21 protein-coding genes and 3 pseudogenes are annotated in these 25,327 nt (G+C 62.7%); 14 read left to right on the top strand and 10 right to left on the bottom strand.

What is annotated here, in order from left to right; genetic code table 11:
* Positions 1 to 8: 8 nt before the first annotated feature.
* Positions 9 to 569 (bottom strand): twin-arginine translocation pathway signal, encoded by a 561-nt coding sequence (locus GKR99_06270; GenBank protein ID NKB27164.1) that lies wholly within the window; start codon positions 567 to 569, stop codon positions 9 to 11.
* 201 nt (positions 570 to 770) lie between these two features.
* On the opposite strand from GKR99_06270, the gene GKR99_06265 reads away from it, so the two are divergent.
* The gene (locus tag GKR99_06265) at positions 771 to 1,544 is read left to right on the top strand and encodes a glycosyl transferase (GenBank protein NKB27163.1); all 774 of its coding nucleotides are present in this window, start codon (positions 771 to 773) and stop codon (positions 1,542 to 1,544) included.
* 251 nt (positions 1,545 to 1,795) lie between these two features.
* Here the strand turns inward: GKR99_06265 and hemB are convergent, their stop codons facing one another.
* The gene (gene hemB, locus GKR99_06260; GenBank protein ID NKB27162.1) at positions 1,796 to 2,803 is read right to left on the bottom strand and encodes a porphobilinogen synthase; all 1,008 of its coding nucleotides are present in this window, start codon (positions 2,801 to 2,803) and stop codon (positions 1,796 to 1,798) included.
* Between the two features lie 142 nt (positions 2,804 to 2,945).
* Here hemB and GKR99_06255 point away from each other — a divergent pair, with 142 nt between their 5' ends.
* Both GKR99_06255 and mfd read left to right on the top strand, forming a co-directional pair.
* Entirely contained in the window at positions 2,946 to 3,473 is a 528-nt protein-coding gene (locus tag GKR99_06255) for a component of SufBCD complex (GenBank protein ID NKB27161.1), read from the top strand.
* 278 nt (positions 3,474 to 3,751) lie between these two features.
* Positions 3,752 to 7,195, top strand: a pseudogene (mfd, locus tag GKR99_06250) (transcription-repair coupling factor).
* Positions 7,196 to 7,312: 117 nt separating this feature from the next.
* Here mfd and GKR99_06245 read toward each other — a convergent pair.
* A complete protein-coding gene (locus GKR99_06245; protein NKB27160.1) occupies positions 7,313 to 8,182 on the bottom strand; it encodes an NAD-binding protein in 870 nt (289 codons plus the stop codon).
* Positions 8,183 to 8,255: 73 nt separating this feature from the next.
* Between GKR99_06245 and GKR99_06240 the strand changes: the two genes are divergently transcribed.
* The 3 genes and pseudogenes from GKR99_06240 to GKR99_06230 all read left to right on the top strand — a co-directional run bounded on the left by GKR99_06240 (position 8,256) and on the right by GKR99_06230 (position 14,299).
* On the top strand, positions 8,256 to 10,715 hold the full coding sequence (locus tag GKR99_06240) for a penicillin acylase family protein (protein ID NKB27159.1): 2,460 nt from the start codon (positions 8,256 to 8,258) through the stop codon (positions 10,713 to 10,715).
* A gap of 138 nt (positions 10,716 to 10,853) precedes the next feature.
* A pseudogene (locus tag GKR99_06235) lies at positions 10,854 to 13,260 on the top strand (ligase-associated DNA damage response DEXH box helicase).
* An 80-nt stretch (positions 13,261 to 13,340) separates the two neighbouring features.
* Positions 13,341 to 14,299: pseudogene (locus GKR99_06230) on the top strand (IS630 family transposase).
* 198 nt (positions 14,300 to 14,497) lie between these two features.
* Here the strand turns inward: GKR99_06230 and GKR99_06225 are convergent.
* Together GKR99_06225 and GKR99_06220 are read right to left on the bottom strand one after the other, a co-directional pair.
* A complete protein-coding gene (locus GKR99_06225) occupies positions 14,498 to 14,860 on the bottom strand; it encodes a hypothetical protein (GenBank protein ID NKB27158.1) in 363 nt (120 codons plus the stop codon).
* Positions 14,857 to 15,219 carry a hypothetical protein gene (locus GKR99_06220; protein ID NKB27157.1) on the bottom strand — a complete coding sequence of 121 codons (363 nt, stop codon included), beginning with the start codon at positions 15,217 to 15,219 and terminating at the stop codon, positions 14,857 to 14,859. The genes GKR99_06225 and GKR99_06220 overlap by 4 nt, the downstream gene beginning before the upstream one ends.
* Before the next feature lie 15 nt (positions 15,220 to 15,234).
* Between GKR99_06220 and GKR99_06215 the strand changes: the two genes are divergently transcribed.
* The 6 genes from GKR99_06215 to GKR99_06190 all read left to right on the top strand — a co-directional run bounded on the left by GKR99_06215 (position 15,235) and on the right by GKR99_06190 (position 18,447).
* The gene (locus GKR99_06215; protein ID NKB27156.1) at positions 15,235 to 15,627 is read left to right on the top strand and encodes a hypothetical protein; all 393 of its coding nucleotides are present in this window, start codon (positions 15,235 to 15,237) and stop codon (positions 15,625 to 15,627) included.
* 108 nt (positions 15,628 to 15,735) lie between these two features.
* The gene (gene ccmA / locus GKR99_06210) at positions 15,736 to 16,347 is read left to right on the top strand and encodes a heme ABC exporter ATP-binding protein CcmA (GenBank protein ID NKB27155.1); all 612 of its coding nucleotides are present in this window, start codon (positions 15,736 to 15,738) and stop codon (positions 16,345 to 16,347) included.
* Positions 16,344 to 17,000, top strand: a complete 657-nt coding sequence (ccmB, locus tag GKR99_06205; protein NKB27154.1) for a heme exporter protein CcmB — start codon at positions 16,344 to 16,346, stop codon at positions 16,998 to 17,000. Before ccmA ends, ccmB begins: the two co-directional genes overlap by 4 nt.
* A gap of 40 nt (positions 17,001 to 17,040) precedes the next feature.
* A complete protein-coding gene (locus tag GKR99_06200) occupies positions 17,041 to 17,769 on the top strand; it encodes a transcriptional regulator (protein ID NKB27153.1) in 729 nt (242 codons plus the stop codon).
* Positions 17,766 to 17,912 (top strand): heme exporter protein CcmD, encoded by a 147-nt coding sequence (gene ccmD, locus GKR99_06195; protein NKB27152.1) that lies wholly within the window; start codon positions 17,766 to 17,768, stop codon positions 17,910 to 17,912. Before GKR99_06200 ends, ccmD begins: the two co-directional genes overlap by 4 nt.
* Positions 17,913 to 17,931: 19 nt before the next feature.
* A complete protein-coding gene (locus GKR99_06190; GenBank protein NKB27151.1) occupies positions 17,932 to 18,447 on the top strand; it encodes a DsbE family thiol:disulfide interchange protein in 516 nt (171 codons plus the stop codon).
* Between the two features lie 11 nt (positions 18,448 to 18,458).
* On the opposite strand, the gene GKR99_06185 is transcribed toward GKR99_06190, so the two are convergent.
* From GKR99_06185 to yajC, 5 genes are read right to left on the bottom strand one after another with little or no spacing between them, the layout of a single operon-like run.
* A complete protein-coding gene (locus tag GKR99_06185; protein NKB27150.1) occupies positions 18,459 to 18,812 on the bottom strand; it encodes a hypothetical protein in 354 nt (117 codons plus the stop codon).
* A 4-nt stretch (positions 18,813 to 18,816) separates the two neighbouring features.
* A complete protein-coding gene (locus tag GKR99_06180; GenBank protein ID NKB27149.1) occupies positions 18,817 to 19,542 on the bottom strand; it encodes a TSUP family transporter in 726 nt (241 codons plus the stop codon).
* Positions 19,543 to 19,601: 59 nt separating this feature from the next.
* Positions 19,602 to 20,567 carry a protein translocase subunit SecF gene (secF, locus tag GKR99_06175; GenBank protein NKB27148.1) on the bottom strand — a complete coding sequence of 322 codons (966 nt, stop codon included), beginning with the start codon at positions 20,565 to 20,567 and terminating at the stop codon, positions 19,602 to 19,604.
* A gap of 3 nt (positions 20,568 to 20,570) precedes the next feature.
* Entirely contained in the window at positions 20,571 to 22,244 is a 1,674-nt protein-coding gene (secD, locus tag GKR99_06170; GenBank protein ID NKB27147.1) for a protein translocase subunit SecD, read from the bottom strand.
* A 1-nt stretch (position 22,245) separates the two neighbouring features.
* On the bottom strand, positions 22,246 to 22,569 hold the full coding sequence (gene yajC, locus GKR99_06165) for a preprotein translocase subunit YajC (GenBank protein NKB27146.1): 324 nt from the start codon (positions 22,567 to 22,569) through the stop codon (positions 22,246 to 22,248).
* Between the two features lie 171 nt (positions 22,570 to 22,740).
* On the opposite strand from yajC, the gene GKR99_06160 reads away from it, so the two are divergent.
* Complete coding sequence (locus tag GKR99_06160) at positions 22,741 to 23,922, top strand: hypothetical protein (protein ID NKB27145.1); 1,182 nt, start codon at positions 22,741 to 22,743, stop codon at positions 23,920 to 23,922.
* A 30-nt stretch (positions 23,923 to 23,952) separates the two neighbouring features.
* Positions 23,953 to 25,245, top strand: a complete 1,293-nt coding sequence (gene serS / locus GKR99_06155) for a serine--tRNA ligase (GenBank protein ID NKB27144.1) — start codon at positions 23,953 to 23,955, stop codon at positions 25,243 to 25,245.
* Positions 25,246 to 25,327 lie beyond the last annotated feature (82 nt).

The raw sequence follows: 25,327 nt of genomic DNA, 5'->3' as shown, positions 1-25,327 counted from the left end.
AGCTCGGCTCAGGGAATGATCCGGGTGTATTTCGTGCCCTCGATCACCGCGCTTGCGATCAGGCCCGCCTGCCCGAAGATCACCGCGACAACCGGTTCCAGCGTGGTAATCGTTTCGGCCGAAATATTCTCGCCCACGTCCATAACCGCATATTCCGCATCCGCCCCGGCAGACCAGCCGATGGTGGTGCGGAAGTTGGTCAGGCTTTGCTCGGTCATGAAAAACAGGACGTGCGCGTATTGCTGCGCACCGATCTGCAGGCCCGCGCTGATCTGCGCGGCTGAGTAATAATCGACAGTGACGCCCTGAACACGCAGCGCCCCGCGCCCATAGCTGCCGCCGATGCCAAGCCCCGCCTCGGTCACCAGCGGCATCACCAGGATGCCGGCGGCATTGCGGCCAACCTCGGCCACGCCGGGATAGGTTCGGTACAGGTGGTTCAGCGTCTGATCAGCGCGTTGATCAATGATCGCGCCGCCCTGGCTGCCGACCGTGTTCATACAGGCCGACGTCAGTAACGCGGCAGCGGATGCGCCTGCAATCAGCGCACGACGAGTCGTTTGGGTCATGATGGTCCTATGGGTCTACTGCTCTGGTTTGTTGCGGCATTCTGTTGGCCGCTTGATCGCAATCATAGCATCAGAAATTGGCGCTGTCACCAAACCATCAGCGATTCTGCCCTCCGGCGGATGTCTGCCGGACAGCGACCGGGTTGCCCCCACTGGCGGATGGCGCAATAAGCTGGACGTGCACGAATTTGGCGCGCGGGAATGGCAAGAACTATTGTTTGCATGGAATGGGGCTCACTTTACGGGCCGGACTACGTGAACGTGTTGTTCCGGGCGGTTTCAGCACATCTGAGCGGCGCCTTCCGCTTTGTCTGTTTTACCGATGACCCGGCGGGCATCGACGAGCAGGTCGACTGCGTCAAAATCCCCGAGATGTCGCTGGATGACGCGGGCTGGGAGCGCGGCGGCTGGCCGAAATTATCCGTGTTCGCAGAATGCGACGCAGACCTGACGGGCCGGTGCCTGTTCATCGACCTCGACACGATCATAACCGGACCGCTGGAGGAGCTGTTCGAACTTCCCGGGGAACCAGTGATGATCCGCGAATGGCCCCGGCTGGCGGATCGGTTACGTAAGCGTAAGCATTTTTGCGCCAGCGGGATTTTTGCATGGAACGCCGATCGCCTGCACCATGTCTGGCAGAACTTCGCGGCCTCACCCAGGCGCGCGCGTGAGGGGTTTCGTAAGGAGCAGCGGTTTCTGGAACACCACGCGGAAAACCTGCAGTTCTGGCCCGAGGACTGGGTGATTTCGTTCAAGCGCACGCTGATGGCACCACCGCTGCTGGACCGGGTGATGGCCCCGAAACCAGTGCCGCCCACGGCGCGCATCCTTGCCTTTCACGGCGATCCCCGGCCCATCGACGTGGTGCCCGAGAAGGGACAGCGCTGGGGCAAGGGTTGGCATTACGGACGCGGGGCCGTGCCCTATGTGCGTGACTATTGGCTGAAGTACGGCGGCGAAGACCCAGGCTAAGGCGCCGTTCAAACTATCTTAATCGCTATCGATTTGATCTGCGCCCGGTGCGCGCCGCAGGCGCAGGGCGCACGCCGGACCGGCCCCACCGGTCTGGCGTCGGTTTGAGGTGGGCACTCCGGTTCGAGTTGACGGCTAACACGGCCCCATAAATTATGTCCGTCAATCGTCGCTGCGCCAGCCCGCCGGTCCGCCGCGCGCCCTGCTTGGGTCGGGCGTTCGTCTTCGGTCGGCCAGCGCAGCCTCCGCACTCAGCCGTTCAGCAACTCGGCCACGTCGGGTGCAAAATACGTCAGGATGCCGTCGCACCCGGCCCGGCGGAAGGCGATCAGGCTTTCCAGCATCGCCTTTTCCGGCTCGATCCAGCCTGCGTCGATGGCGGCGCGGATCATCGAATACTCTCCACTTACCTGATAGGCGAAGGTCGGCACCGCAAAGCGATCTTTCACACGCCGACAGATATCAAGATAGGGCATCCCGGGTTTGACCATGACCATATCCGCGCCTTCGGCCAGATCGCGCGCGACCATGCGCAGCGCCTCCTCCCCGTTGGCCGGATCAATCTGATAGGTCGCCTTGTCCCCGATCAGCCGCCCCGAGGCCCCGACCGCGTCCCGGAACGGCCCATAGAAGGCGCTGGCAAACTTGGCGGCATAAGACAGGATCACCACGTCCTGATAACCGGCCTCCTCCAACGCGCCGCGCATGGCACCGATCCGCCCGTCCATCATGTCACTGGGCCCAAGGATATCCGCACCCGCCGCCGCCTGCGCCAGAGCCATGCGCACCAGCGCGTCAACGCTTTCATCGTTTACGATCACACCGTCGCGCACAATCCCGTCATGGCCATTGGCGTTATAGGGGTCGAGCGCGACATCGGTCATCACCGCCACCTCGGGAACCGCGTCCTTGATCGCCCGGGTGGCACGGTTGGACAGGTTATCGGCACTCCAGGCTTCGGCGCAATCTTCGGTGCGCCGGTCAGCCTCAGTATAGGGAAACAGGCAGATCGCCGGAATTCCAAGCGATTGCGCCCGCCGCGCCGCCGAAACCGCAAGATCCACCGACAGGCGCGCCACCCCCGGCATCGAGGGCACCGGATCGGTGACGCCGTTGCCTTCGGTCAGGAAGATCGGCCAGATCAGATCGGCGGGCGACAGCCGTGCATCACGCACCATCGCGCGCAGCGCAGCCGTGCGCCGCATCCGGCGTGCGCGGGCCAGCGGGAAAGGCGCAGGCAATGTTGGATGGTTTGTCATCTGAATACGGCCTTTGTTGATCCTATCGGGCCAAGCTGCCCCGGCCACAGCGTTACGTCGAAGTGCCGCACAGCTCAAGGTCTGGCCAAGCCGCGCGCCCGTCCCTATGGTCCGCGCGGCACTGCTTTGGGGACCCGCACGCGTGGATTGGTACAAGACCGTTTTCGAACTGATCGATATGCGGTCGTTTTCGAACCTGTGGTTCTGGATCGCGTTGGCTGTGGTCTGGTCGACAACCTCGCACTGGGTGCTTGGGGTGCCTTTTGACATGCTGCAACGCGCCCGTCGCAGCGGTGGTCAGGCCGAGGCGGATTTCGAGGATATGGTCCGCATCAACGTCAATCGCCTGCTGCACATCAGCGAGGTTTCGGGCCTGTGGATCCTGACCATCGGTTCCGGCATCCTGACCGCATTGGTGATCCTTGGGTTCTGGTACGAGGTCGAGATTGCCCAAGCGCTGTTTCTGATGGGCCTGCCGATGTCGATCGTGGGCTTGCTAAGCCTGCGCACAGCAAGAATAATTCGGCGAACCAATATCCTCGGAGAGCCATTGCGCAAACGCATGGTGCGCCACCGATTGTGGACCCAGGTGATCGGCATGATCGCGATTTTCGTGACCGCCATGTGGGGCATGTACCAGAACCTGTCGATCGGCGTGCTGGGCGGCTGAGGGCGCCCCCCACCGGCGAGACAGCCGGGGGCCAGCCCCCAGACACGAGATCGCTGGGGGCCAGCCCCCAGACACGAGATCGCTGGGGGCCAGCCCCCAGACCCCCGGGATATTTATGGGTCAATGATGGGCAAAGAAGATCGGTATAGGCGGCGCGGCGTTTATGGTGTTGCACGGTTTTGGTTGACCGGGGCGGGCGTGGCGCAGGTGCGTGTTCGCGATCCGGATCGCAGAACTCTCGGTTGACACCGCCCACGGCGCGTATACCCACCCCGCCCATGGCCAGTACCAAACATATCACCGTCGGCGGCGCGCCCGAAGGGTTTGACGCGCGGCTTTTGCTGGCCGAGGCGGAGCGCGGGCCTGCGATCCACATTGCGCGGGATGACAAGCGGATGGCGGCTATGGCGGCCGCGCTGGCGTTTTTTGCCCCCGACATGCCGGTGGTCACGTTTCCGGGGTGGGATTGCCTGCCCTATGACCGGGTGTCGCCAAACCTGGATGTGTCGGCCACCCGAATGGCGACGCTGGCCGGGCTGACCCATGGAATGCCGAAACGCTTCATCCTTTTGACCACACTGAATGCCGCCACCCAGCGGGTTCCGGCGCGCGATGTCCTGGCCGAAGCTGCGTTTACTGCCGTAGTCGGGTCGCGCCTGGACGAAAGCGCTTTGCGTGCCTTCCTGGTCCGGATGGGGTTTTCTCAGGCGCCCACAGTCACCGAACCGGGCGATTATGCGATCCGGGGCGGGATCATCAACGTTTGGCCGCCGGGGCACGACATGCCGGTGCGCCTGGACCTGTTTGGCGACGTACTGGACGGTGCGCGCCGGTTTGACGCGGTCAGTCAGCGCACGGCTGAAGCGCTGGAGGTGGTGGAGCTTGCACCGGTGTCCGAGGTGATCCTGGACGAGGCAGCGATCACCCGTTTCCGGCAGAACTATCGCCTGGAATTTGGGGCGGCGGGCACTGACGATCCCCTGTATGAAGCCGTCAGTGCGGGCCGAAAACACGCAGGCATCGAACACTGGCTGCCGTTTTTTCATGAGCGGCTGGAAACGCTGTTTGACTATCTGCCCGATGTGCCGGTCTGCCTTGATGACCAGCTGACACCGGCCCGCCTGGCGCGGTGGGAGGCGATTGCCGATCAGTATTCCAACCGGGCCGAAGCGCTGGCCAGCAAGGCGCGGCTCGATTCCGTATACAAGCCCGCCCCGCCGGGATTGTTGTATCTGGATGATGCGTCATGGAACGCTCAGTTGGAGGGCCGCCGGGTGTTGGGTTTTCATCCCTTGCCGCAGGCCAGCGGGCCGGGGGTGATCGACGCAGGCGGGCGGATCGGGCGGAATTTTTCGCCCGAACGACAACAGACAAACGTAAGCCTTTTCAATGCATTGTTTGGACATATTCAAACAAAACGTGAAAATACTCAGGTCATCATCGCCAGCAATTCCGATGGTGCGCGGGAGCGTCTGTCCGGCTTGATCGAGGATGAGGGGCTAGCCGACGCCCGCGCCATCGGCGATTTCCGCGATGTGCCCGACGCCACCGGCGGCGTCTTCCTGACCGTCTGGCCGCTGGAGCACGGGTTCACAGGTAACAGCCTGACCGTGATCTCGGAACAGGACGTTCTGGGCGACCGGCTGATCCGCCAAACCCGCAAGAAACGCCGCGCCGAAAACTTCCTGACCGAGGCGCAGAGCCTGTCGCCCGGCGACCTGATCGTCCACATCGACCACGGCATCGGCGTTTACCGCGGGCTGGAGGTGGTGGAAGCGCTGGGGGCGGCGCATGAGATGATTTTGCTGGAATACGCCGGTGGCGATCTCCTGTACCTTCCCGTTGAAAACATTGAACTTCTCAGCCGTTACGGGCATGAGGAAGGGCTGCTGGATCGCCTGGGGTGGTGGGGCCTGGCAGTCGAAGAAAGCGCGGCTGAAACAGCGCATTCGCGACATGGCCGACAAGCTGATCCGGGTCGCCGCCGAACGGATGCTGCGCCGCGCCCAGATCATGGAACCGCCCGATGGCATGTGGGACGCGTTTTCGGCCCGCTTCCCGTATGAGGAAACTGACGACCAGCTGACCGCCATCGGCGCGGTGCTGGACGACATGGCCGCCGGCACGCCAATGGATCGCCTGATCTGTGGCGACGTGGGTTTCGGCAAGACCGAGGTGGCGATGCGCGCCGCCTTTGTTGCCGCGATGAGCGGTGTTCAGGTCGCGGTGATCGCGCCGACCACGCTGCTGGCGCGGCAACACTACAAGAGTTTTGCTGAACGATTCCGGGGTTTCCGGTCGAGGTGCGGCAACTGTCGCGGTTCGTCGGTGCGAAGGAAGCGGCGGATACGAAATCGCGGATGGCGGACGGGTCGGCGGATATTGTCATCGGCACTCATGCGTTGCTGGCCAAGAATGTGCGGTTCAAGAACCTCGGGCTGTTGGTGATCGACGAAGAACAGCACTTTGGTGTGGGGCATAAAGAGCGGTTGAAGGCGCTGCGATCGGACGTTCATGTGCTGACATTGACGGCGACGCCAATTCCACGAACACTTCAACTTAGCCTTACAGGTGTCCGTGATTTATCGATAATTGGCACTCCGCCAGTCGACCGATTGGCGATCCGCACTTATGTTTCCGAATTCGACGCGATCACCATTCGTGAGGCTTTGTTGCGCGAACATTATCGTGGCGGTCAGAGCTTTTATGTGGTCCCCAGGATCAAGGACTTGCCGGATATCGAGGATTTCCTGCGCGAACAGGTGCCCGAAGTTTCTTACGTCGTCGCCCATGGCCAGATGGCTGCGGGAGAGCTGGATGACCGGATGAACGCTTTTTACGATGGCAAATATGATGTTTTGCTGGCCACCACAATTGTCGAAAGCGGGCTGGATATTCCGACGGCGAACACCATGATGGTGCATCAGGCGGATATGTTCGGGTTGGCGCAGCTGTATCAGATACGTGGGCGGGTCGGTCGTTCAAAAACACGTGCTTACGCGTACTTGACGACCAAACCTCGTGCAAAGCTTACAGATACGGCGCAGAAGCGGTTGCGTGTTTTGGGCAGCCTGGATTCGCTTGGGGCTGGCTTTACGCTCGCCAGCCAGGATCTGGACATTCGCGGTGCTGGCAACCTGCTGGGCGAGGAGCAATCCGGTCAGATGCGCGATGTGGGTTATGAACTTTACCAGTCGATGCTGGAAGAGGCGATTGCCAAGATCAAAGCCGGAGAGATGGAGGGGCTGAGCGAAGCGGATGACCAGTTGGCACCGCAAATCAACCTGGGTGTTCCTGTCCTGATACCAGAGGTTTACGTACCCGATCTTGATGTAAGACTTGGCTTGTATCGTCGCTTGTCAGCCCTCAGCACAAAAGTTGAACTGGAAGGCTTCGCCGCAGAATTGATCGACCGGTTCGGCAAGCTGCCGCGCGAGGTGAATACCTTGCTTCTGGTGGTGCGGATTAAGGCGCAGTGCAAAAAGGCCGGAATTGCCAAGCTGGATGCGGGGCCGAAGGGCGCGACGATCCAGTTTCACAACGACAAGTTTGCCAATCCGGCGGGACTGGTCACCTTCGTGCAGGATCAGCGCGGGTTGGCGAAGGTCAAGGACAACAAGATCGTCGTGCGGCGTGATTGGAAGAAGGCGAAGGACAAGATTCAGGGCGCGTTCGCGATTGCGCAGGATCTGGCGAAACATGCGCGGGCGGCGAAGTCTTGATGCCCAGCTGTAGAATCTGAGGCCGTTTCGGGCTTCAGAAACTCAATGTCCGACAGTGCAGATTCGCGAAATCACCGCCCAATTCGCAGTTGATCTTTCACAAATCCAACATCCCGCTTATTTCCCCCGCAACCGCTGGATCAGCGCGCTGGTGTCCCAGCGTCCGCCGCCCATACGCTGCACGTCGCCGTAGAACTGGTCGATCAGCGCGGTCGTCGGCAGGCTGGCGCCGATCTCATCCGCCGTGTCCAGGCAAATCCCGAGGTCTTTCCGCATCCAGTCCACTGCAAAGCCGTGTTCAAAGTGGTCGTCCAGCATGGTTTTGTGCCGGTTGACCATCTGCCATGATCCGGCGGCGCCCTGGCTGATCACCTCGACCACCGCGCGCCCGTCCAGACCGGCTTTCTCGGCAAAGGCAAGCCCTTCGGACAGGCCCTGAACCAGACCGGCAATGCAGATCTGGTTCACCATCTTGCACATCTGCCCGGCACCGCTGTCCCCGATACGGCGACAAATCTTCGCATAGGCGTCCAGCACCGGTTCGGCGCGATCGTAATCCGCCTGCGCCCCGCCGCACATGATCGACAGGGCCGCATTCTCGGCCCCCGCTTGCCCGCCCGAGATCGGCGCATCGACATAGGCCAGACCAGCCGCGCCCGCTGCCGCGTGCAGTTCCGCCGTCACCGCAGCGGATACGGTTGTGTGATCCACGAACATCGCGCCCGCCGCCATGCCCGAAAACGCGCCATCGGGGCCGGTACAGACCTGGCGCAGATCGTCATCATTGCCGACGCAGGCCATAACGAAATCGGCCCCCTTGGCGGCCCCGGCAGGCGTATCCGCCGCCGCGCCGCCGTGTTCACCGGCCCATTTTGCCGCCTTGGCTGCGCTGCGGTTATAGACCGTCACGTCATGCCCGGCCGCCGCCAGATGCCCCGCCATCGGGTATCCCATCACCCCCAGGCCCAAAAACGCCACTTTCGCCATTGCCGCACCTTCCCTTTTTGTCCGCTTCCGGCTTATCTACGCACCTTCCTGCCCGGCGTAAACAAAGGCCCCGATGTTCCAGATTTTTCGATGGTTGCTGCGGATATTGCTGGTGGTGTCCGCCGTCATCCTGCTGGGTCTGGGCGGGATTTACTGGTTCGCGTCCCGGTCGATCCCAGAATATTCGGGCACCTATCAGGTCAACGGGCTGACCGCCCCGATCGAGATTGTGCGCGATACCGCCAACGTGCCCCACATCTTCGGCGAAGGTGACCGTGACGTCTATTTCGGCCTGGGCTATGCGCACGCACAGGACCGCCTGTGGCAGATGACGATGATGCGGCGTACCGCACAGGGCCACCTGTCCGAGATTTTCGGCGAACGCACCTTACAGATTGATGAGTTGATCCGCCGCCTCGACCTTTATGGTCTGTCGATCAAGTCCAAGGCCGCGCTGGAGGAGGAGACGCTGGCCAACCTCAACGCCTATTCCGCCGGGGTGAACGCCTGGCTGGCTGAGGTGAACAGCGGCGCGCTGGGGCGCGGTGCGCCGGAGTTCTGGATTTTCCCGCGCGCAATCTCTCCCTGGACGCCGAGTGATTCCATTGCGCTGGTCAAGCTGCTGGGTTTGCAAACCTCGGGGCATTTATCGGCCGAAGTTCGGCGCGCGCGCGCCTCACTGATCCTCGACCCTGAGCGAGTGCGCGATCTGATCCCGGATGCACCGGGCGGCGGGATTGCCGCGCTGCCGGAATATGCCGCACTGGTGCCGGATGCACCGAAGTACGCGGCCAATACGCGCGGGCCGCGCGATCCGCTGTCGCCCTTCGCCCCGCCGGGCTTGCCGGGGGCGTCGAACGGCTGGGCGGCGGCCCCGTCCCGGTCGGCGGCGGCCAGCACGTTGCTGGCGAACGATCCGCATCTGGGGCTGACCGCCCCGGCGATCTGGTATCTGGCCCGGATGGAGCTGCAATCCGGCGGCGTCATCGGCGGCACGATTCCGGGCATTCCGGCGGTAATGGTTGGGCGCTCTGCCAGCCTGGGCTGGGGCATCACGTCGAGTTATCTGGACGATCAGGACGCCTATATCGAAAAGCTGAACCCGGACGATCCGACCGAGGTTCTGACCCCCGGCGGCTGGCAGCCCATGGTGACACGCCCGTCGATCATCACGATCAAGGATGCGCCCTCGAAAACCATCGAGCTGGCGTGGAGTGATAATGGCCCGATCCTGCCGGGCGGGCATTATGATCTGGGAACGGTGACGCCGCCGGGGCATTTGACCAGCCTGGCCTGGACGGTCCTCAGCGATAAAGACACGTCGATCCAGGCGGCGATGAAGCTGATGGCGGCGCAGGATGTGACCGAAGCGATGGCGGCGGGGGCCGATTTCGTTGCGCCCAGCCTTAATCTGGTGCTGGCGGATCGGCGCAATATCGCGATGAAGACTGTCGGCCAGATGCCGCGCCGGTCCGAGCGTCATCAAAGCCAGGGGCGATTGCCGACCCCCGGCTGGCTGGCCGAAAATCGCTGGCTGGGCACCCAGCCCTATGGCGCGAACCCGGCCTTTATCGCGCCGGTCGGCGGATTGCTGGGCAACACCAACAACAAGCTGCTGGACCGCCCCTTCCCGCTGCACGTCAGTTTCGACTGGGGCGACACGCAGCGGATCCAGCGCTGGCGGCGCTTGATGCAAACGCGCGAGGTTCATACCCGCGAAAGCTTCGTCGAGGCGCAGCTGGACACCGTCAGTTACACCGCGCGCACCCTGCTGCCGCTGATCGCCGCCGATCTGTGGTTCACCGGGCAGGCCGCGCCCGAAGGCACGCTGGAACGGCAGCGTCAGCGGGCGCTGGAATTGCTGGCCGAATGGAACGGAGAGATGAACGAGCATCTGCCCGAACCGCTGATCTATGCCGCCTGGTTGAACGCACTACAGGTGCGGTTGACGCAGGACGAACTCGGGCCCCTGTCGGGCGAATTCGAACGCCCCGACCCGATCTTCATCGAGCGGGTGTTCCGCAACACCGAAGGTGCGGGCGTGTGGTGTGACGTGGCGCAATCGGCCCCGTCCGAAACCTGCGCCGATATCGCCCGTGATGCGCTGGATGATGCGCTGTTGTTGCTGGAAGAACGCTATGGCAACGCGGTCGAGGCGCTGCGCTGGGGCGATGCCCATCAGGCCGCGCATGATCACCCCGTTCTGGGAGAAGTTCCCGGCCTGAACTGGATCGTCAACATTCGCCAGTCAACCTCGGGCGGGGATCATACGCTCAGGCGCGGCAGTACGCGCGGTCGGGGCGCGAACCCGTTCATGAACGTCCATGCGGCGGGGTATCGCGGGGTCTATGATTTCGCAGACCCGGACAGTTCGGTCTTCATCATCTCGACCGGGCAATCCGGTCATCCGTTGTCGCGGCACTACGATGATTTGGGGGAGTTGTGGCGGCGCGGCGAGTATATCCCGATGTCGCTGGACCCGGCCCTGGCACGGGCGGCGGCGACGGGGGTGACGGTGCTGGAACCTGAATAGGGTTTTGGGTCGGGACACGGTAGCCTGAGGCGGAATAAACGGCTGACTCGCCCCCCGTTTCAGCCGTAGTTTCGCGAAATTGACCGCGGCCCCCATTTCAACCTTTCCGCGCCGACCGTTTTCGGGCGACAAACCCACATGGTCTCGCTTCCCGATAATTTCGCCGACTGGTTCACCGCGCGCGGCTGGTCGCCGCATCCGCATCAGCGTGCCATGCTGGAACGTGCCGCCGATCCCGCCCTGCTGCTGATCGCGCCAACGGGGGGCGGCAAAACGCTGGCCGGCTTCCTGCCGACGCTGGCCGAACTGGCCGATGGCGCGCACCGGGGGATGCATACGCTCTATGTCTCGCCATTGAAGGCGCTGGCGGCGGATATCGGGCGCAACCTGCGCCGCCCGGTCGAGGATTTGCGCCTGCCGATCCGGATTGAGGACCGCACTGGCGACACCTCGCAAAGTATGCGTAAGCGCCAGCGCGCCGACCCGCCGCATATCCTGCTGACGACGCCGGAATCGCTGGCGCTGCTGCTGAGTTATGAGGATGCGCCACGCATTTTCGCCGGGCTAGAGCGGGTGATTGTCGATGAAATTCATGCACTTGCGGATAGCAAACGCGGCGATCAGCTGCTGTTGGCGCTGTCACGCCTGCAAGCGCTGCGCCCCGGCCTGCGTCGCGTCGGCCTGTCGGCCACCGTTGAGGACCCCACCGCCATCGCGCATCTGCTGGCGCGGCACCCGGACCCTTGTGCGATCCTGCACGCCGATCCGGGGCCGGACCCGGATATCCGCATGCTGACCACGGATGCGCCCCCGCCGTGGTCGGGGGGTGGCGGGAAATACGCGATTGCGGCGGTCCTCGACCAGGTTCGACAGCACAAAACCACGCTGATTTTCCACAACACCCGCGCCCAGGCCGAGATCTTTTTTCACAACCTCTGGCTGGCCAACACCGACGATTTGCCCATCGGCATCCACCACGGATCGCTGGCGCGCGAACAGCGCCAGAAGGTCGAAGCCGCGATGGTCGCCGGCAGCCTGCGCGCGATTGTTTGCACCGGCACGCTGGACCTGGGGATCGACTGGGGCGATGTCGATCTGGTGATCCAGATTGGCGCGCCGAAAAACGTCAAACGGCTGGTGCAGCGGATCGGGCGCGCCAATCACCGCTATAACGCGCCCTCAAAGGCGTTGCTGGTCCCGGCCAACCGCTTCGAGATTGTCGAATGTGTCGCCGCGCTGGAGGCAGCGAAAGAACGCAACCTTGATGGCGACCCGCGCGGCCCCGGCCCGCGTGACGTGCTGATCCAGCACATCCTGATCGCCGCCTGCGCCGGGCCCTTCGATGCCGATGACCTGTTCCCCGAGGTGACCAGTGCCGGGGCATATAGTTCGCTGACCCGCGCGGATTTCGACGCCTGCCTCGAATTCGCGGCGACGGGGGGGTATGCGCTGAAGGCCTATGATCGTTGGCAACGCCTGATGCAGCGCCCCGACGGGCTGTGGCAGCTGCGCGACCCGCGCGCCGCCGCGCGCATCCGCATGAACATCGGCACCATCATCGACACCGAGGTGATGCCCGTCCGCTTGCGCGGTCGCATGGGCGGCAAGCCCCTGGGCGAGGTTGAGGAGGCTTTTGCCGCCACCCCTCACCCCCGGTGATACGTTTCTGATCGGCGGGCGCGTGGTACGCTATGACCGCCTGCGCGAGATGACGGTCGAGGTATCGCGCGAGGCGACGAAGCCGCCAAAGATCGCCGTTTTCGCAGGCACGAAATTCGCCACATCCACCCAGTTGTCGCAACGCATTCTGGACCTGTTCCAGCAACCGGACTGGCCCCAGCTTCCGACCCATACGGCCGAGTGGTTGGCGCTTCAGCGCAAGGTCTCTCACCTGCCCAGCCGGTCCCACATACTTGTCGAATCCTTCCCTTTTGACGGGCGAGAGCATACCTGCATCTACGGCTTTGCCGGGCGCAATGCGATGCAGACGCTCGGTTTGCTCATCACTCAAAGAATGGAGGCGATGGGATTGAACCCACTCAGGTTCGTGGCCACCGATTATGCGGTTCTGATCTCTGGTCTGACGCGGGTAAGTGACCCGCGGCCACTGTTTTCCGCCACCACTTTGCGTGCAGATTTCGAACATTGGCTGGGTGGAAACGCGGTTATGAAACGCACCTTCCGCGATGCGGCGCTGATCGCCGGGCTGATCGAGCGCAACCATCCGGGCAAGCGGAAATCGGGGCGGCAGGCGACATTTTCGTCCGACATCCTTTATGACACGCTGCGCAAGTATGATCCCGACCATGTCCTGATGCAGATCACCCGGGAAGAGGCGCAGCGCGGCATCGTCGACTTTGCCCGGATCGACGACATGCTGACCCGCACCAAGGGGCGGATCGACCACGTGACGCTGGACCACGTCACCCCGCTGGCCGCGCCGCTGTTTCTGGAAGTCGGTATAGTGCCGGTGGAAGGCGCGGGCCGTGACCAAATGGTCCAGATCGAGGCCGCCAGGCTGATGGCCGAGGCGGGGTTGGCCTAAAGCGTTTCGGCTTGAACCTGAATCGCGAGGGATTCCCTTGAGACCTGATCTGTGATTCATCCTGTTTGGGAGGATGGATCATGTCAGCACCTTTGCCATCTGCGCTTCGGATACGGTTTCAGAGATACATTGAAGAAGGGTTGAGCGGGCGCGCGGCGGCGTTGCGGTTGAAGCTGTCGCCTGCCACAGGCGCGCGGTGGGCGCGTCAGGTGAGGATGAAGGGTCATGCGGAACCTGCCCGGCAGGGACCGCCGCGCGGCAAGGGAAAGCTGGCTCCGCATCGGGAATTCTTTGAGGAGTTGATCGCACAAGACCCTGACATCACGCTCTTTGAGTTGCGTAATGCGCTGGCCGATGCAGAGGGTGTGCGGGTGCATCACTCCTCCATCGCCAACCTTCTGTCCCGGCTCGGCTTCACGTACAAAAAAAGTCGCTGGTCGCAACCGAGCGCCGCCGCGCCAAGGTAAGGCAGCAACGGGCCGACTGGTTCAGATACCGCTCGCCAGCCATTGCGACCTTTCCTGAGCGCGTTGTCTTTATTGACGAAACCGCAGTGAAGACAAACCTCACGCGCCTACGCGGCAGAGCCAAGCGCGGTAAGCGCCTGACGATGGATGCGCCCTTCGGAAGCTGGGGAACCCAAACCTTGATCGCGGGCCTGACCCAAGGCGCGCTGATCGCACCTTGGGTCATCAAGGGAGCGATAGATGGCCCCGCCTTCGCGGCCTACATCCGCGAAGTGCTGGTCCCCGAGATCAACCCCGGCACTGTCGTCATTCTCGACAACCTGGCAACCCACCGGAATAAGGAGGCGACGCAGGCTTTACGCAATCACGGCTGCTGGTTCCTTTACCTGCCACCGTACTCGCCCGACCTGAATCCCATCGAGCAGGCCTTCTCTAAACTGAAAGCCCATTTGCGACGGATCGGGGCCAGGTCCTTTACCCAGGTCTTCGAAGCAATCGGAGCAATCTGCGATCTCTACGACCCAGTAGAATGCTGGAACTACTTTAAGGCCGCCGGATATGTCTCAGGTTAATGTCGAAACGCTTTAGGGTGAGGACCAATTAATCCGACACCGCTGGTTTGACAGATTTTCTGTCTGACAAGGATTAGGTTTGACGGAATAGTGGTTCTATTTCAAAGACCTAAGACGGTGTCATGGTGGAAATCCGTCAAATCCGAAGAACGTCAAATCCGCTTCATCTCAGCGGTGTCGGATTAATTGGTCCTGACCCTAGCCTTCGGCGTCCCGCTGATCACACCAGGCGCGTACCACCTCGGCCAGTTCTGTACGGCCCGCATCAAGCGCGGCCTGGTCCGCGAATTTCATCGTCCGCGCCTCTTTCCCGTCGCCCTGCAACAGCGGGAAATCACCCGCAATCGTGGCCCCTTTGTGAAACATCAGCGTCACATGGGCCTTCGCCTTTGGGAAGAAGCTGGCAATATTGCCCTTGTAGATGAAGGTCGGCGCCTGCCATTTGATCGCCTCGCTCACGCGCGGATCGGCGGACATGATTGCGGCGCGAACGGCTGCGACCAGTGACTTTTGCGGGTTGTCATAGGCTTGCATCCAGGTGTCGACATCTTGCGTGCTCATGCGTCCTCCAGCGTTGTGAACAGTTCGGCAATCAGCCCGTCGCGCATGACATAGCGGTTCCGGCCATTGCCCGACCCGCCGGGGATCGCGGGCGAAAAACAGGTCCAGGCCACGTGAATTTCATCCCCTTCGGTGCGGGCGTGGTTGATCCGGATGCGCATGTCGGGCATCGGGTTTTCCCACCCCATCGCCATCGCCGACATCACCGCCTTGCGACCTTCGTGGCGGCGCAATGTTCCGGTGAAGGGTTCTTCGTAAATCGCATCCTCGGCAAAGCAGGCGGCCAGCGCCTCGGCACCGGCGCGGCCCGCTTGCATGGCCAGGAAGAAGTTGCTTACCTCAACGGGAACAGATGACATGTTGGGGGCCTTTCAATGCTGGACGAACGGATGACGCGCGATCTGGGTCAGGCGCTGGCGGCGTTGCAGGATGGCGATGCTGCGCCATGGGCAGCGCTGGCGCCGCTGTCGCGATTGCCGCAAAACGGCGTCGATGTGGCGATCGATTTCACTGCGAGTGACAGGCTGGGCGCGGCGATTGTTATCGCGCGCCCGCATGCCCCGCACCAACATGCGCTGAACGCTTTGACGCCGCGCCAGCGACAGGTGGCTGAGGCGCTGGCGCGGGGTGACTCGAACAAGGAAATCGCCGTCGCACTTGGCCTCAGCCCCGCGACGGTCAAAGATCACGTGGAAAATCTGCTGCGACGGCTGGGCCTGCGGCGGCGCGGACAGGTGGCGGCTGTGTTCCATGGCACCACAGATTAGCCCCGCAGTTCGCCCCTGACCATCCGCCGTATGGGGGGACCTGCCACCAAATTAGTCCGCCCCGCCAATTGGATTTCCAAAACTCAGTCGATGCGTTAGGGCAGGATGATGCGGATCGAGGCCGAAAATCTGAGTGTTGCGCGCGGCGGACTGCCGGTGCTGGACGGCGTGACATTCACGCTGGACGCGGGTGCGGCGCTGGTGCTGACCGGGCCGAACGGGTCGGGCAAGACCACCTTGTTGCGCACCATCGCCGGGTTGCAGCCCGCCCTGTCCGGGCGGTTACAGGTGGACGCCAACGCGGTCGCCTATGCCGGGCACGCCGACGGCATCAAGGCAACGTTAAGCGTGGCCGAGAATCTGGAGTTCTGGGCCGGTGTGTTCGGGCAATCCGGCATAGATGCGGCGCTAGAGGCATTCGCGATAACCCCCCTGCGCCGCCGCCCTGCGGGCAACCTGTCGGCGGGTCAGCGACGTCGCCTGGGGCTGGCGCGATTGCTGGTCACGGGTCGGCCGATCTGGGTGCTGGATGAACCGACAATCTCGCTCGACACAGATGGGGTCGCGCTGTTCGGGCGGGTCGTGGCGGCGCATCTGGCTGGCGGCGGCTCTGCCCTGATGGCCAGCCATATTGATCTGGGCGTGGATGCGCAAACCCTTGATATGACAGCGTTCAAGGCGCGCAGCGGTGCAACCGCCTTTGACGGGGTTCACGCATGATCCGCCTGATTGTCCGCGACCTGAAACTGGCAATTCGCGCCGGGGGTGGCTTCGGCCTGGGCCTGGCCTTCTTCCTGATCGTCGCAGTGCTGGTGCCGCTGGCCGTAGGGCCGGAGCGCAGCCAACTGGCCGCGATCGCGCCGGGCATCCTCTGGGTTGCGGCGCTGCTGGCCTGCCTGTTGTCGCTGGACCGGATGTTCGCGCTGGATTGGGAGGATGGAACCCTTGACCTGCTGGCGACCGCCCCGGTGCCGCTGGAATCAGTGACGCTGGCCAAAGGCATCGCGCATTGGCTGACGACGGGATTGCCGCTGACGCTGCTGGCGCCGCTGCTGGCGCTGTTCCTGAACCTGCCGGTGGGGGCCTATCCGATGCTGGTCGCCACACTGGCGCTTGGCACGCCCGCCCTGTCGATGATCGGTGCCTTCGGCGCGGCCCTGACTGTTGGCCTGAAGCGTGGCGGGCTGCTACTGGGCCTGCTGGTGCTGCCGATGTATATCCCGACGCTGATCTTCGGGGCCGAGGTGGTGCGCCGCGCCGCGCTGGATCAACCCTATCAGACACCGCTGCTGCTGCTTGCCGGGATTACGCTGGGCGCAATTGCCCTGTTGCCCTTTGCATCCGCAGCCGCCCTCAGAATCAACCTTCGGTGAGGTGGTTGAGCCGCCCCCGAACCCCGCGTAGGTAAGCCCCATGTCACTCTGGGAATATGCGAACCCGGCCCGCTTCATGGCCCTGACCGCCCGCGCCCAACCTTGGGTCTGGGGCGCGGCATTGCTGTGCCTGGCCGTGGGGTTGATCTGGGGCTTCTTCCTGACGCCGCCTGCGGAAAAATTTGGCGCAACGGTCAAGATCATATTCATCCATGTTCCCAGCGCCCTGATGGCGATCAACGCCTGGGCGATGATGCTGGTGGCCAGCCTGATCTGGCTGATCCGCCGCCACCATGTCAGCGCGTTGGCTGCCAAAGCCGCAGCACCTGTGGGCGTGGTGATGACGCTGATCGCACTGATCACCGGCGCGATCTGGGGCCAGCCGATGTGGGGCACCTGGTGGGCCTGGGATCCGCGCCTGACCAGCTTTCTGATCCTGTTCTTGTTCTATCTTGGCTATATCGCGCTTTGGGCCGCGATCGAGGATCCCGACACCGCCGCCGACCTGACCAGTGTGCTGTGTCTTGTCGGCTCGATCTTCGCGATCCTGTCGCGCTATGCCACGATCTTCTGGAATCAGGGGCTGCATCAGGGGGCGACGCTGTCATTGGACAAGGAAGAGAATATTTCGAACGTGTTCTGGCTGCCGCTGGTGATCTCGATGGTGGGGTTCGGGTTGTTGTTCCTGGCGCTTGTGATCCTGCGCACAAGGACCGAGGTGCGTGCCCGCCGCCTGCATGCGCTTGAACTTCGCGCGCGGATGGCCTGATGGTTGATCTGGGCAAATACGGGGCCGAGGTGGCCGGGTCTTACGTGGCCGCGATTGTGCTGCTGGTCGGGCTGGTGGTGATCAGCGTTGCGCGCGCCCGGCGGGTGCAGCGTGATCTGGCGCAGGCCGAACGTGATGAGTGACAAGCCCGGCCTGAACTGGATGGGCCTGCTGCCGGTCGGCATTTTCCTGGCATTGATCGGCGGCTTCTTCATCCCCGGACTGCTGCACGATGATCCTGACACGCTGCCCTCGGCCTTTATCGGGCGCGATGCCCCGGCGATCGAAGCCATCCCGCTGGGCGACCTGCCGACATTTTCGTCCGAGGTCTTCGCCGACGGGCAAGTCAAGCTGGTCAACTTCTGGGCCAGCTGGTGCGCGCCCTGCCGGGTCGAGCATCCCAACATCACCGCGCTGGCCGCCGAAATGCCGGTCTACGGCGTCAACCAGAAGGACCGCCCCGAGGCTGCGCTGCGGTTTCTGGCCGAACTGGGCAACCCCTATGCCGGGATCAGCACCGACCCCAAAGGCCGCCAGTCGGTCGATTGGGGCGTCTATGGCCTGCCCGAAACTTTCGTGGTGGACGGAGAAGGCCGCGTCGTTGCCCGCATCGCCGGGGCGTTGACCCAACGGGTTATCGCCGACACCCTGCGCCCGGCGCTGGAGGCGGCGCAGTAATCCAAACGCGCTTAGACCGGGATCAGCGCCGCCCCAACCCGCCGTCCTTCGGCCAGCAGCATGTTGAACGTCCGGCAGGCAGCGGGTGTCGCCATCGGCTCTACCCCGATGCCGACATCTTCCAGGGCGTCGCGAAATTCTGGCGGGACGGCGGCAATCTCGGCCCCGGTGCCGATCAGCAAAACGTCAATGTCACCCGCTGCCGCGATCAGCGCCGCAGGATCGGTCAGACCGCCCCAGGCAGCGGTTCCGCTGGGCAACACCGCCACCACGCCTTCAATGACTTGTCCGCCGATGCGAAAAAACCCCGGCCCATAGCCATCAATCGGACTGGCATCGGGATATGAAATCTCGGTCAGTTGCATGGCGTCAGTCCCAAAGCGGCAGCCCGCTGAGGGCTGAGGCTGCGATGATAAGATAGGCGACCGCGCGATAGGTGCGCTCCGCCTCGGGGCGGAAAATAGCGGCCCCGGCGACATTGGCCAAGGCATAGACGGGGATCAGCGCCAACCCCGTCAACAGAGCGGCTGACACCATCTGACCGGACACCCAGAATGCGATCAGAAGGGCGATATCGGTCAGAAACAAGAACAGCAGGATATTGGCGCGGATCACTTGTGCGCTATGTCGGCTGGCCATGTAAAACAGGATCACCGGCGGGCCCGCAATCCCGGCGGCACCGCCTGTCAGCCCGGCAATGCCGCCGATCAGGTAGACCAGCCACCGCGTTAGCGTTCCGCGATAGCGAATACCCAGCATCAATAACGCCAACAGCCCAAGGGCCAGCGTTGAGACGGTGTAACGAAACCCGTCCGAGCCGATGTTCAGCAGCACCCACACGCCCAGTGGCATCACAATGGCATAGCCCAGCGACAACCGCAGCACATCTCGCCGATGCGCCACCTTCAGTGCGCGTGGCACATTGGGCAGCGGCCCGACTGCATCCATCACGATCATTGTGGTCACGGCCTCGAACGGCCCAAGGATCTGCCCGGCAATCGGCAGGAATACCAGCGCAGTTCCAAAGCCCGAAAACCCGCGCACCAGACCGGCCAGAACAGCCGCTGCTGCCAGCCAGAGGAAGCCGTCGGTCAATTCTCAGACCCCGATGCTCTTCTCGTCGAAAATATCCCCGCCGGAGGCTCCGACGCGCCTCACGCGTCAATGTTGGCGTATTGTCCGCCCGCTTTGGGCCCCGATTTCGACCAGTCCCGCTTGACGCCAAGACGCAGCAGGATCGCACTGGCCACGAAGACCGACGAATAGGTCCCCACGATCACGCCCCAGATCATCGCGAACACGAAGCCCCGGATCACGTCACCGCCCAGAATGAAAAGCGAAATCAGCGCCAGCAGTGTCGTGACAGAGGTCATGACCGTCCGGGACAGCGTCTCGTTGATCGACAGGTTCAGCACATCTTTCAGATCACGCTGTTTGAACTTGCGCAGATTCTCGCGCACCCGGTCAAACACGACCACGGTGTCGTTCAGCGAATAGCCAACGATGGTCAGCAGGGCCGCGATGATCGCCAGATCGAACTTGATCTGCAACAGCGAGAATATGCCAATCGTCAACGTCACGTCATGGACCAGTGCCGCCACCGCACCCAGCGAAAACTGCCATTCGAATCTAAGCCAGATATAGATCAGCACTGCCGCGATGGCCGCAAAGACGGCCAGAATGGCGGTCTGCACCAGCTCTCCGGATACTTTCGGGCCGACGCTTTCGACCGACGGGAACGTCATCGTGGGGTCGATCTGGTTCAGCGCTGCTTCCATCGCGACAATCGTATCGCTGGACACAGACTCATCGCCTTCCTGCGCCTGAATGCGAATCATTGCGACGTTCTGGTCCAAGTTCGTCGGGTCGAACACCTCGGTAATCGACACGTCCCCCAGGTTCAGCACCTCAAGCGCATCGCGATACGCACCGACATCCACCGCAACCTGACTGTCGGTGCGGATCGTGGTGCCGCCGCGGAAGTCGATGCCGAAATTCAAGCCGACAACAAAGAACATCACAATCGAAGCGATCATCGCCAGTCCCGACAGCCCCAGCGTCAGTTTTGACACCTTGAAGAAGTCGAGCGTGGTTTCCTTGGGAACAAGTCGCAGACGCATGGGTCAGACCTCGATTGTGCGCGGGCGGCGGCGCTCGAACCACATGATGATCATGATCCGGGTGACGAAGATCGCCGTGAAGACCGAGGTCAGGATACCCAGTCCCAGCGTGATCGAAAAGCCGCGCACGGGGCCAGAGCCCATGACGAACAGGATCACGGCTGTGATGAAGGTGGTGATATTGGCGTCCAGAATGGCGCTGAGCGCCTTTTCGTAGCCAAGCTCGATCGCGCGGGCCGGGCCTTTGGCGGTCTTCAGCTCTTCCCGGATCCGTTCGAAGATCAGCACATTGGCATCCACCGCCATGCCGATGGTCAGAACGATCCCGGCGATACCCGGCAGGGTCAGCGTGGCACCGATTGCGGACAGCAGTCCGAAGATCAGCGCCACGTTGATGATCAGCGCGATATTCGCGAACAGCCCGAACAGACCATAGCTGAGGCCCATGAAAACCAGCACCGCGCCAAAGGCGACAAGGCAGGCGATGCGCCCCGCGTCGATACTGTCCTGCCCCAGTTCGGGGCCGATGGTGCGTTCTTCCAGGAACGTCAGTTCGGCAGGCAAGGCGCCGGCGCGCAGCAAAACGGCCAGATTGGTGCTTTCAGCGACCGAGAAATTCCCGGTGATGATGCCGGACCCGCCCGGAATGTGGGACTGGATGACGGGGGCCGAGATAACCTCTTCATCCAGCACAATCGCGAAGGGTGAACCGATATTCTCGGCCGTGTAATCGCCGAATTTCCGCGCGCCGGTCGGATTGAACCGGAAGCTGACGGCGGGCTGGCCGTTCTGATCGAAAGAGGGTTGCGCATCGAACAGATCTTCGCCCGAGACGACGAAGCTCTGTTCGAGAACGTAATGGATCGACGGCGTGTTATTCCCTTCCACGACCTCGGGCAGCAGAATCTGGCGCGGGCCGGGGTTGGCGTTGGGGTCGGTCGTCTGGTTCACCACCGGGTGGAACGTCAACTGCGCAGTCGTGCCGATCAGCGCTTTCAGTTCCTCGGCAGACCCAATTCCCGGCACCTGGATCAGGATACGGTCGGCCCCCTGACGCTGGATCGTCGGTTCGCGGGTGCCGACCTCATCCACGCGACGGCGAATGATTTCAAGGCTTTGCTGGATTGTCCGGTCGTCGGTGGCGAGTTTTTCTTCGTCACTCAGCTGCACCGTCAGAATGTCGCCGTCGCCTGCGGCCACGAAATTGGTTGACCCCACGCCGGTCAGGCTGACCACGGGCTGGAACAGCGCGCGCACCGCTTCCAGCGCCTGCGCCATCCCCTCGGGCTGGGAAATGCGGACGCTCAGCACATCTTCGGGGCCACCCTGTCGGCGGATCGTGCCGACATTGTCGCGCAGATCGCGCAGGGTGTCGCGCACCTCGGGCCACATCGCATCGACGCGGGTGGCATAGACATCCTCGACCTTAACCTCGGCCAGCAAATGCGCTCCGCCCCGCAGATCGAGCCCCAGATTCACCAGCGCCGAGGGCGCCCAACCGGGCCATTGTTCGGCCAGTGCCGTCCGTTCGGGGGTCGCGCCCTCAACCTCGATCGCAATTCGGGCGTCGTTGGATTGTTCGACCCGGGTGTAAAACGCATTGGGCGTCGCCAGAACCACCCCAAGGGCCACCAGCCCCCAGATAAGTACCCGTTTCCACAGCGATATCTGCAGCATGTTAGCTGGACGCCGGTTCGGTTTTCGACATCACTTGTGCGACGGTCGACTTGACCACGCGCACGGTGACGCCCTTGGCAATCTCAACCTCGATCTCGGTCTCGCCTTCTTTGACCTTGGTGACTTTGCCGATCACGCCGCCCTGGGTGATGATCTGGTCACCCCGGCGCACGGCTTCGACCATGGCGCGGTGTTCCTTGACCTTCTTTTGCTGCGGACGGATCAGCAGGAAGTACATGATCGCGAAGATCAGGATCAGCGGGATGAAAGACCCGAAGGCCCCCGCGCCGCCGGCGGATTGCGCAAATGCTGGTGAGACAAACATGGATCGTTCCCCGTTTCTGTTGGGGTCAGCCCCCTGTCATATCGGCGCGCACCCTAGTCGCGCACCCCGGAAGGCGCAAGCGAGCCTGTGTGCATTTCCCGGTTCAAATGCCGGGGATTAGGGGGCATATGGGTGGGGACGCGCGCGCATTCAATTACGAAGGTGGCGAGGATGGTGAAAAAGAGCGGCTCTTTGATGGATTGGCTGGGATTTCGCGATCCGCCGGATTGGATGGCAGCACCATGGTTTGGGCGCATGCTCGGCCGTTTTGTCCTTCTTTTGATGGGCTTGGTCGCCATAGGCGCCCTTGCAAGCCTTTGGCAATTTCTGGCGGTCGCCTTTCATTACGAGGCTGGCACCTCCGGTGAGGCGATCCGAAACATCGGCCTGGTCCTGGCTGCTGCATTTGGTGCGCCATTCATTGCGTGGCGATCCTACGTCGCACAGCGCCAAGCGAATATCGCAGAGCAGGGCCTGACAACAGATCGGATCAACAAGGCAGTTGAGGGGTTGGGGCGCGAAAAGACGGTCCGACGTCACCGCAAGAACAATAAGGGCACCCTGCTTTACGAAGACGGGCCGGACGGCAAACCAGACTACAAGAAACCGATAATTGAAGAACTAACCGAACCCAACATCGAAGTCCGCATCGGCGCGATCTATGCGCTGGAGCGCGTCGCGCGGGAATCCCTGAAAGACCACATCCAGATCATGGAGATCCTCTGCGCCTATATCCGCGCCAATGCCCCGACTGACGGTTTGGATTCGGCACCGCCCCATGACGCCGCCGACCCGGACCAGTGGAAAAAGGACTTGGACAAATGGACCAAGGCCCTGCCAACAACGCGCGACGACATTCAGGCGGCGCTGGAGGTCATCGGGCGACGTGACCCTGAACAGATTGCCATGGAACGCGCTGCGACCGGGCCGGGGCGTGACAAAGGGTATGTGCTGGATCTTCGCAACACCAACCTGCGCCGCTGCGACATTACCCAACTGAATGTTGACCGCGCCCGATTGGAGAATGTGCATCTGGAGGAGGCGGGTCTCGACGGGGCGCATCTGGAGGGGGTGAGTCTCGACGGGGCGCATCTGAGTTCTGCAACGTCTCTCAAGGCTGCTACTCTCCGAGGTGCAGCCTTGAGAGACGTTGATTGTAGCAAGTGTGCCACAGTCGACAGCCTTGTTGAAGCCTACGGCGATGCCTCAGTCAAACTGCCCGATGGCCTGACCGCTGGCGAAGGCAAACTGGCCCATTGGTCCACAGACGAACTGGATTGGGACGACTTCGACACACAACGGCGCGCCTACCAGAAATCCATCGGTTACACCCCGCCCGAATCTGAGTCATAACCCACCGGACTCAACACCAAGGACCACCCCATGCACGACATCCGCGCCATCCGTGAGGCTCCTGACGCCTTTGACGCCGCCCTGAAACGCCGGGGGCTGGACCCTGTTGCGGCCATCATTCTGGCGCTGGATGAATCGCGCCGGTCCGCCATCACGGCGGCGGAAACCACGCAGGCGGATCGCAATGCGGCCTCCAAGCAGGTGGGGGCGGCGAAGGCCAGTGGGGATGACGCCGAATTTGAGCGTCTGCGCGCCCTGGTTGCGGCCAAGAAAGAGGAAGGGGCCGCATTGGAGGCACAGGCCAAAGACGCCGACGACAAGTTGCGCGATCTGCTGCTGGGCCTGCCGAACCTGCCCTATGACGATGTGCCCGACGGTACGGACGAAGATGACAACGTCGAAATCAATCGCTGGGGGACCCCGCGCGAATTCGATTTCACGCCGCTTGAGCATTACGAGATTCCGGGTGCCAAGCCCGGCTTCGACTTTGAAACCGCCGCCAAGGTCAGCGGGTCTCGGTTCATGTTCCTGTCCGGCGCGGTCGCGGCCCTGCATCGCGCGCTGGGGCAATTCATGCTGACGGTTCACACCACCGAAAACGGGCTGACCGAAACATGGACCCCGGTTCTGGTGCGCGCCGAAGCGATGCTGGGAACGGACAAGCTGCCGAAATTTGGCGAGGATTCCTATGAAACAACCGATGGGCGCTGGCTGGTCCCGACTTCGGAAGTGTCGCTGACCTACTCGGTCGCTGAAAGCATCTTGGACGCCGCCGACCTGCCGATCCGTCTGACCGCGCATACGCAGTGCTTCCGCTCGGAAGCCGGATCCGCCGGGCGGGACACTGCCGGCATGCTGCGCCAGCATCAGTTTGAAAAGGTCGAGATGGTGTCGATCACCCACCCGGACGAGAGCGATGCCGAACATGCCCGCATGACCCGCTGTGCCGAGGATATTCTGGAACGCCTCGGCCTGCCCTATCGCACCGTCGCGCTGTGCACCGGCGATATGGGCTTCGGCGCACGGCGCACCCACGATGTCGAGGTCTGGTTGCCGGGGCAGAATGCCTATCGCGAAATCTCCAGCGTTTCGACCACCGCCGCGTTTCAGGCCCGGCGGATGAACGCCCGCTTCCGCCCCGAAGGTGGTGGCAAGCCGGAGTTCGTGCACACCCTGAACGGATCGGGACTGGCCGTCGGGCGCGCCCTGATCGCGGTGCTGGAAAATGGTCAGCAGGCGGATGGGTCCGTGGACCTGCCCGAGGCGCTGCACCCGTTCCTGCTGGGTAAAAGCCGGATTTCGGCAAAGGGCGCGCTGGAATAAGCATCACCCGTTTGATCTGCAACGATGCCCGCAGACGAACATCCGCGCCTAGCCGGGCGCGCGCGCGTCCGGCGTGCGCCCT

Source organism: Paracoccaceae bacterium (assembly GCA_012103375.1).
In the GTDB taxonomy this organism is placed as follows: domain Bacteria; phylum Pseudomonadota; class Alphaproteobacteria; order Rhodobacterales; family Rhodobacteraceae; genus WLWX01.
Note: the sequence above shows the minus strand (reverse complement) of the source record. Positions and strands in the feature narration are given on the sequence as shown.

What these genes read in the sequence shown, in the direction of transcription:
- GKR99_06220 (NKB27157.1), bottom strand. Translation starts at nt 15,219, where the DNA reads ATGTCATCTGTTCCCGTTGAGGTAAGCAACTTCTTCCTGGCCATGCAA.
- GKR99_06200 (NKB27153.1), top strand. Translation starts at nt 17,041, where the DNA reads ATGTCACTCTGGGAATATGCGAACCCGGCCCGCTTCATGGCCCTGACC.
- hemB (NKB27162.1), bottom strand. Translation starts at nt 2,803, where the DNA reads ATGACAAACCATCCAACATTGCCTGCGCCTTTCCCGCTGGCCCGCGCA.
- yajC (NKB27146.1), bottom strand. Translation starts at nt 22,569, where the DNA reads ATGTTTGTCTCACCAGCATTTGCGCAATCCGCCGGCGGCGCGGGGGCC.
- GKR99_06265 (NKB27163.1), top strand. Translation starts at nt 771, where the DNA reads ATGGCAAGAACTATTGTTTGCATGGAATGGGGCTCACTTTACGGGCCG.
- GKR99_06215 (NKB27156.1), top strand. Translation starts at nt 15,235, where the DNA reads ATGCTGGACGAACGGATGACGCGCGATCTGGGTCAGGCGCTGGCGGCG.
- GKR99_06190 (NKB27151.1), top strand. Translation starts at nt 17,932, where the DNA reads ATGGGCCTGCTGCCGGTCGGCATTTTCCTGGCATTGATCGGCGGCTTC.
- GKR99_06270 (NKB27164.1), bottom strand. Translation starts at nt 569, where the DNA reads ATGACCCAAACGACTCGTCGTGCGCTGATTGCAGGCGCATCCGCTGCC.
- ccmB (NKB27154.1), top strand. Translation starts at nt 16,344, where the DNA reads ATGATCCGCCTGATTGTCCGCGACCTGAAACTGGCAATTCGCGCCGGG.
- serS (NKB27144.1), top strand. Translation starts at nt 23,953, where the DNA reads ATGCACGACATCCGCGCCATCCGTGAGGCTCCTGACGCCTTTGACGCC.
- secF (NKB27148.1), bottom strand. Translation starts at nt 20,567, where the DNA reads ATGCGTCTGCGACTTGTTCCCAAGGAAACCACGCTCGACTTCTTCAAG.
- GKR99_06245 (NKB27160.1), bottom strand. Translation starts at nt 8,182, where the DNA reads ATGGCGAAAGTGGCGTTTTTGGGCCTGGGGGTGATGGGATACCCGATG.
- GKR99_06160 (NKB27145.1), top strand. Translation starts at nt 22,741, where the DNA reads ATGGTGAAAAAGAGCGGCTCTTTGATGGATTGGCTGGGATTTCGCGAT.
- GKR99_06225 (NKB27158.1), bottom strand. Translation starts at nt 14,860, where the DNA reads ATGAGCACGCAAGATGTCGACACCTGGATGCAAGCCTATGACAACCCG.
- GKR99_06185 (NKB27150.1), bottom strand. Translation starts at nt 18,812, where the DNA reads ATGCAACTGACCGAGATTTCATATCCCGATGCCAGTCCGATTGATGGC.
- GKR99_06240 (NKB27159.1), top strand. Translation starts at nt 8,256, where the DNA reads ATGTTCCAGATTTTTCGATGGTTGCTGCGGATATTGCTGGTGGTGTCC.
- secD (NKB27147.1), bottom strand. Translation starts at nt 22,244, where the DNA reads ATGCTGCAGATATCGCTGTGGAAACGGGTACTTATCTGGGGGCTGGTG.
- ccmA (NKB27155.1), top strand. Translation starts at nt 15,736, where the DNA reads ATGCGGATCGAGGCCGAAAATCTGAGTGTTGCGCGCGGCGGACTGCCG.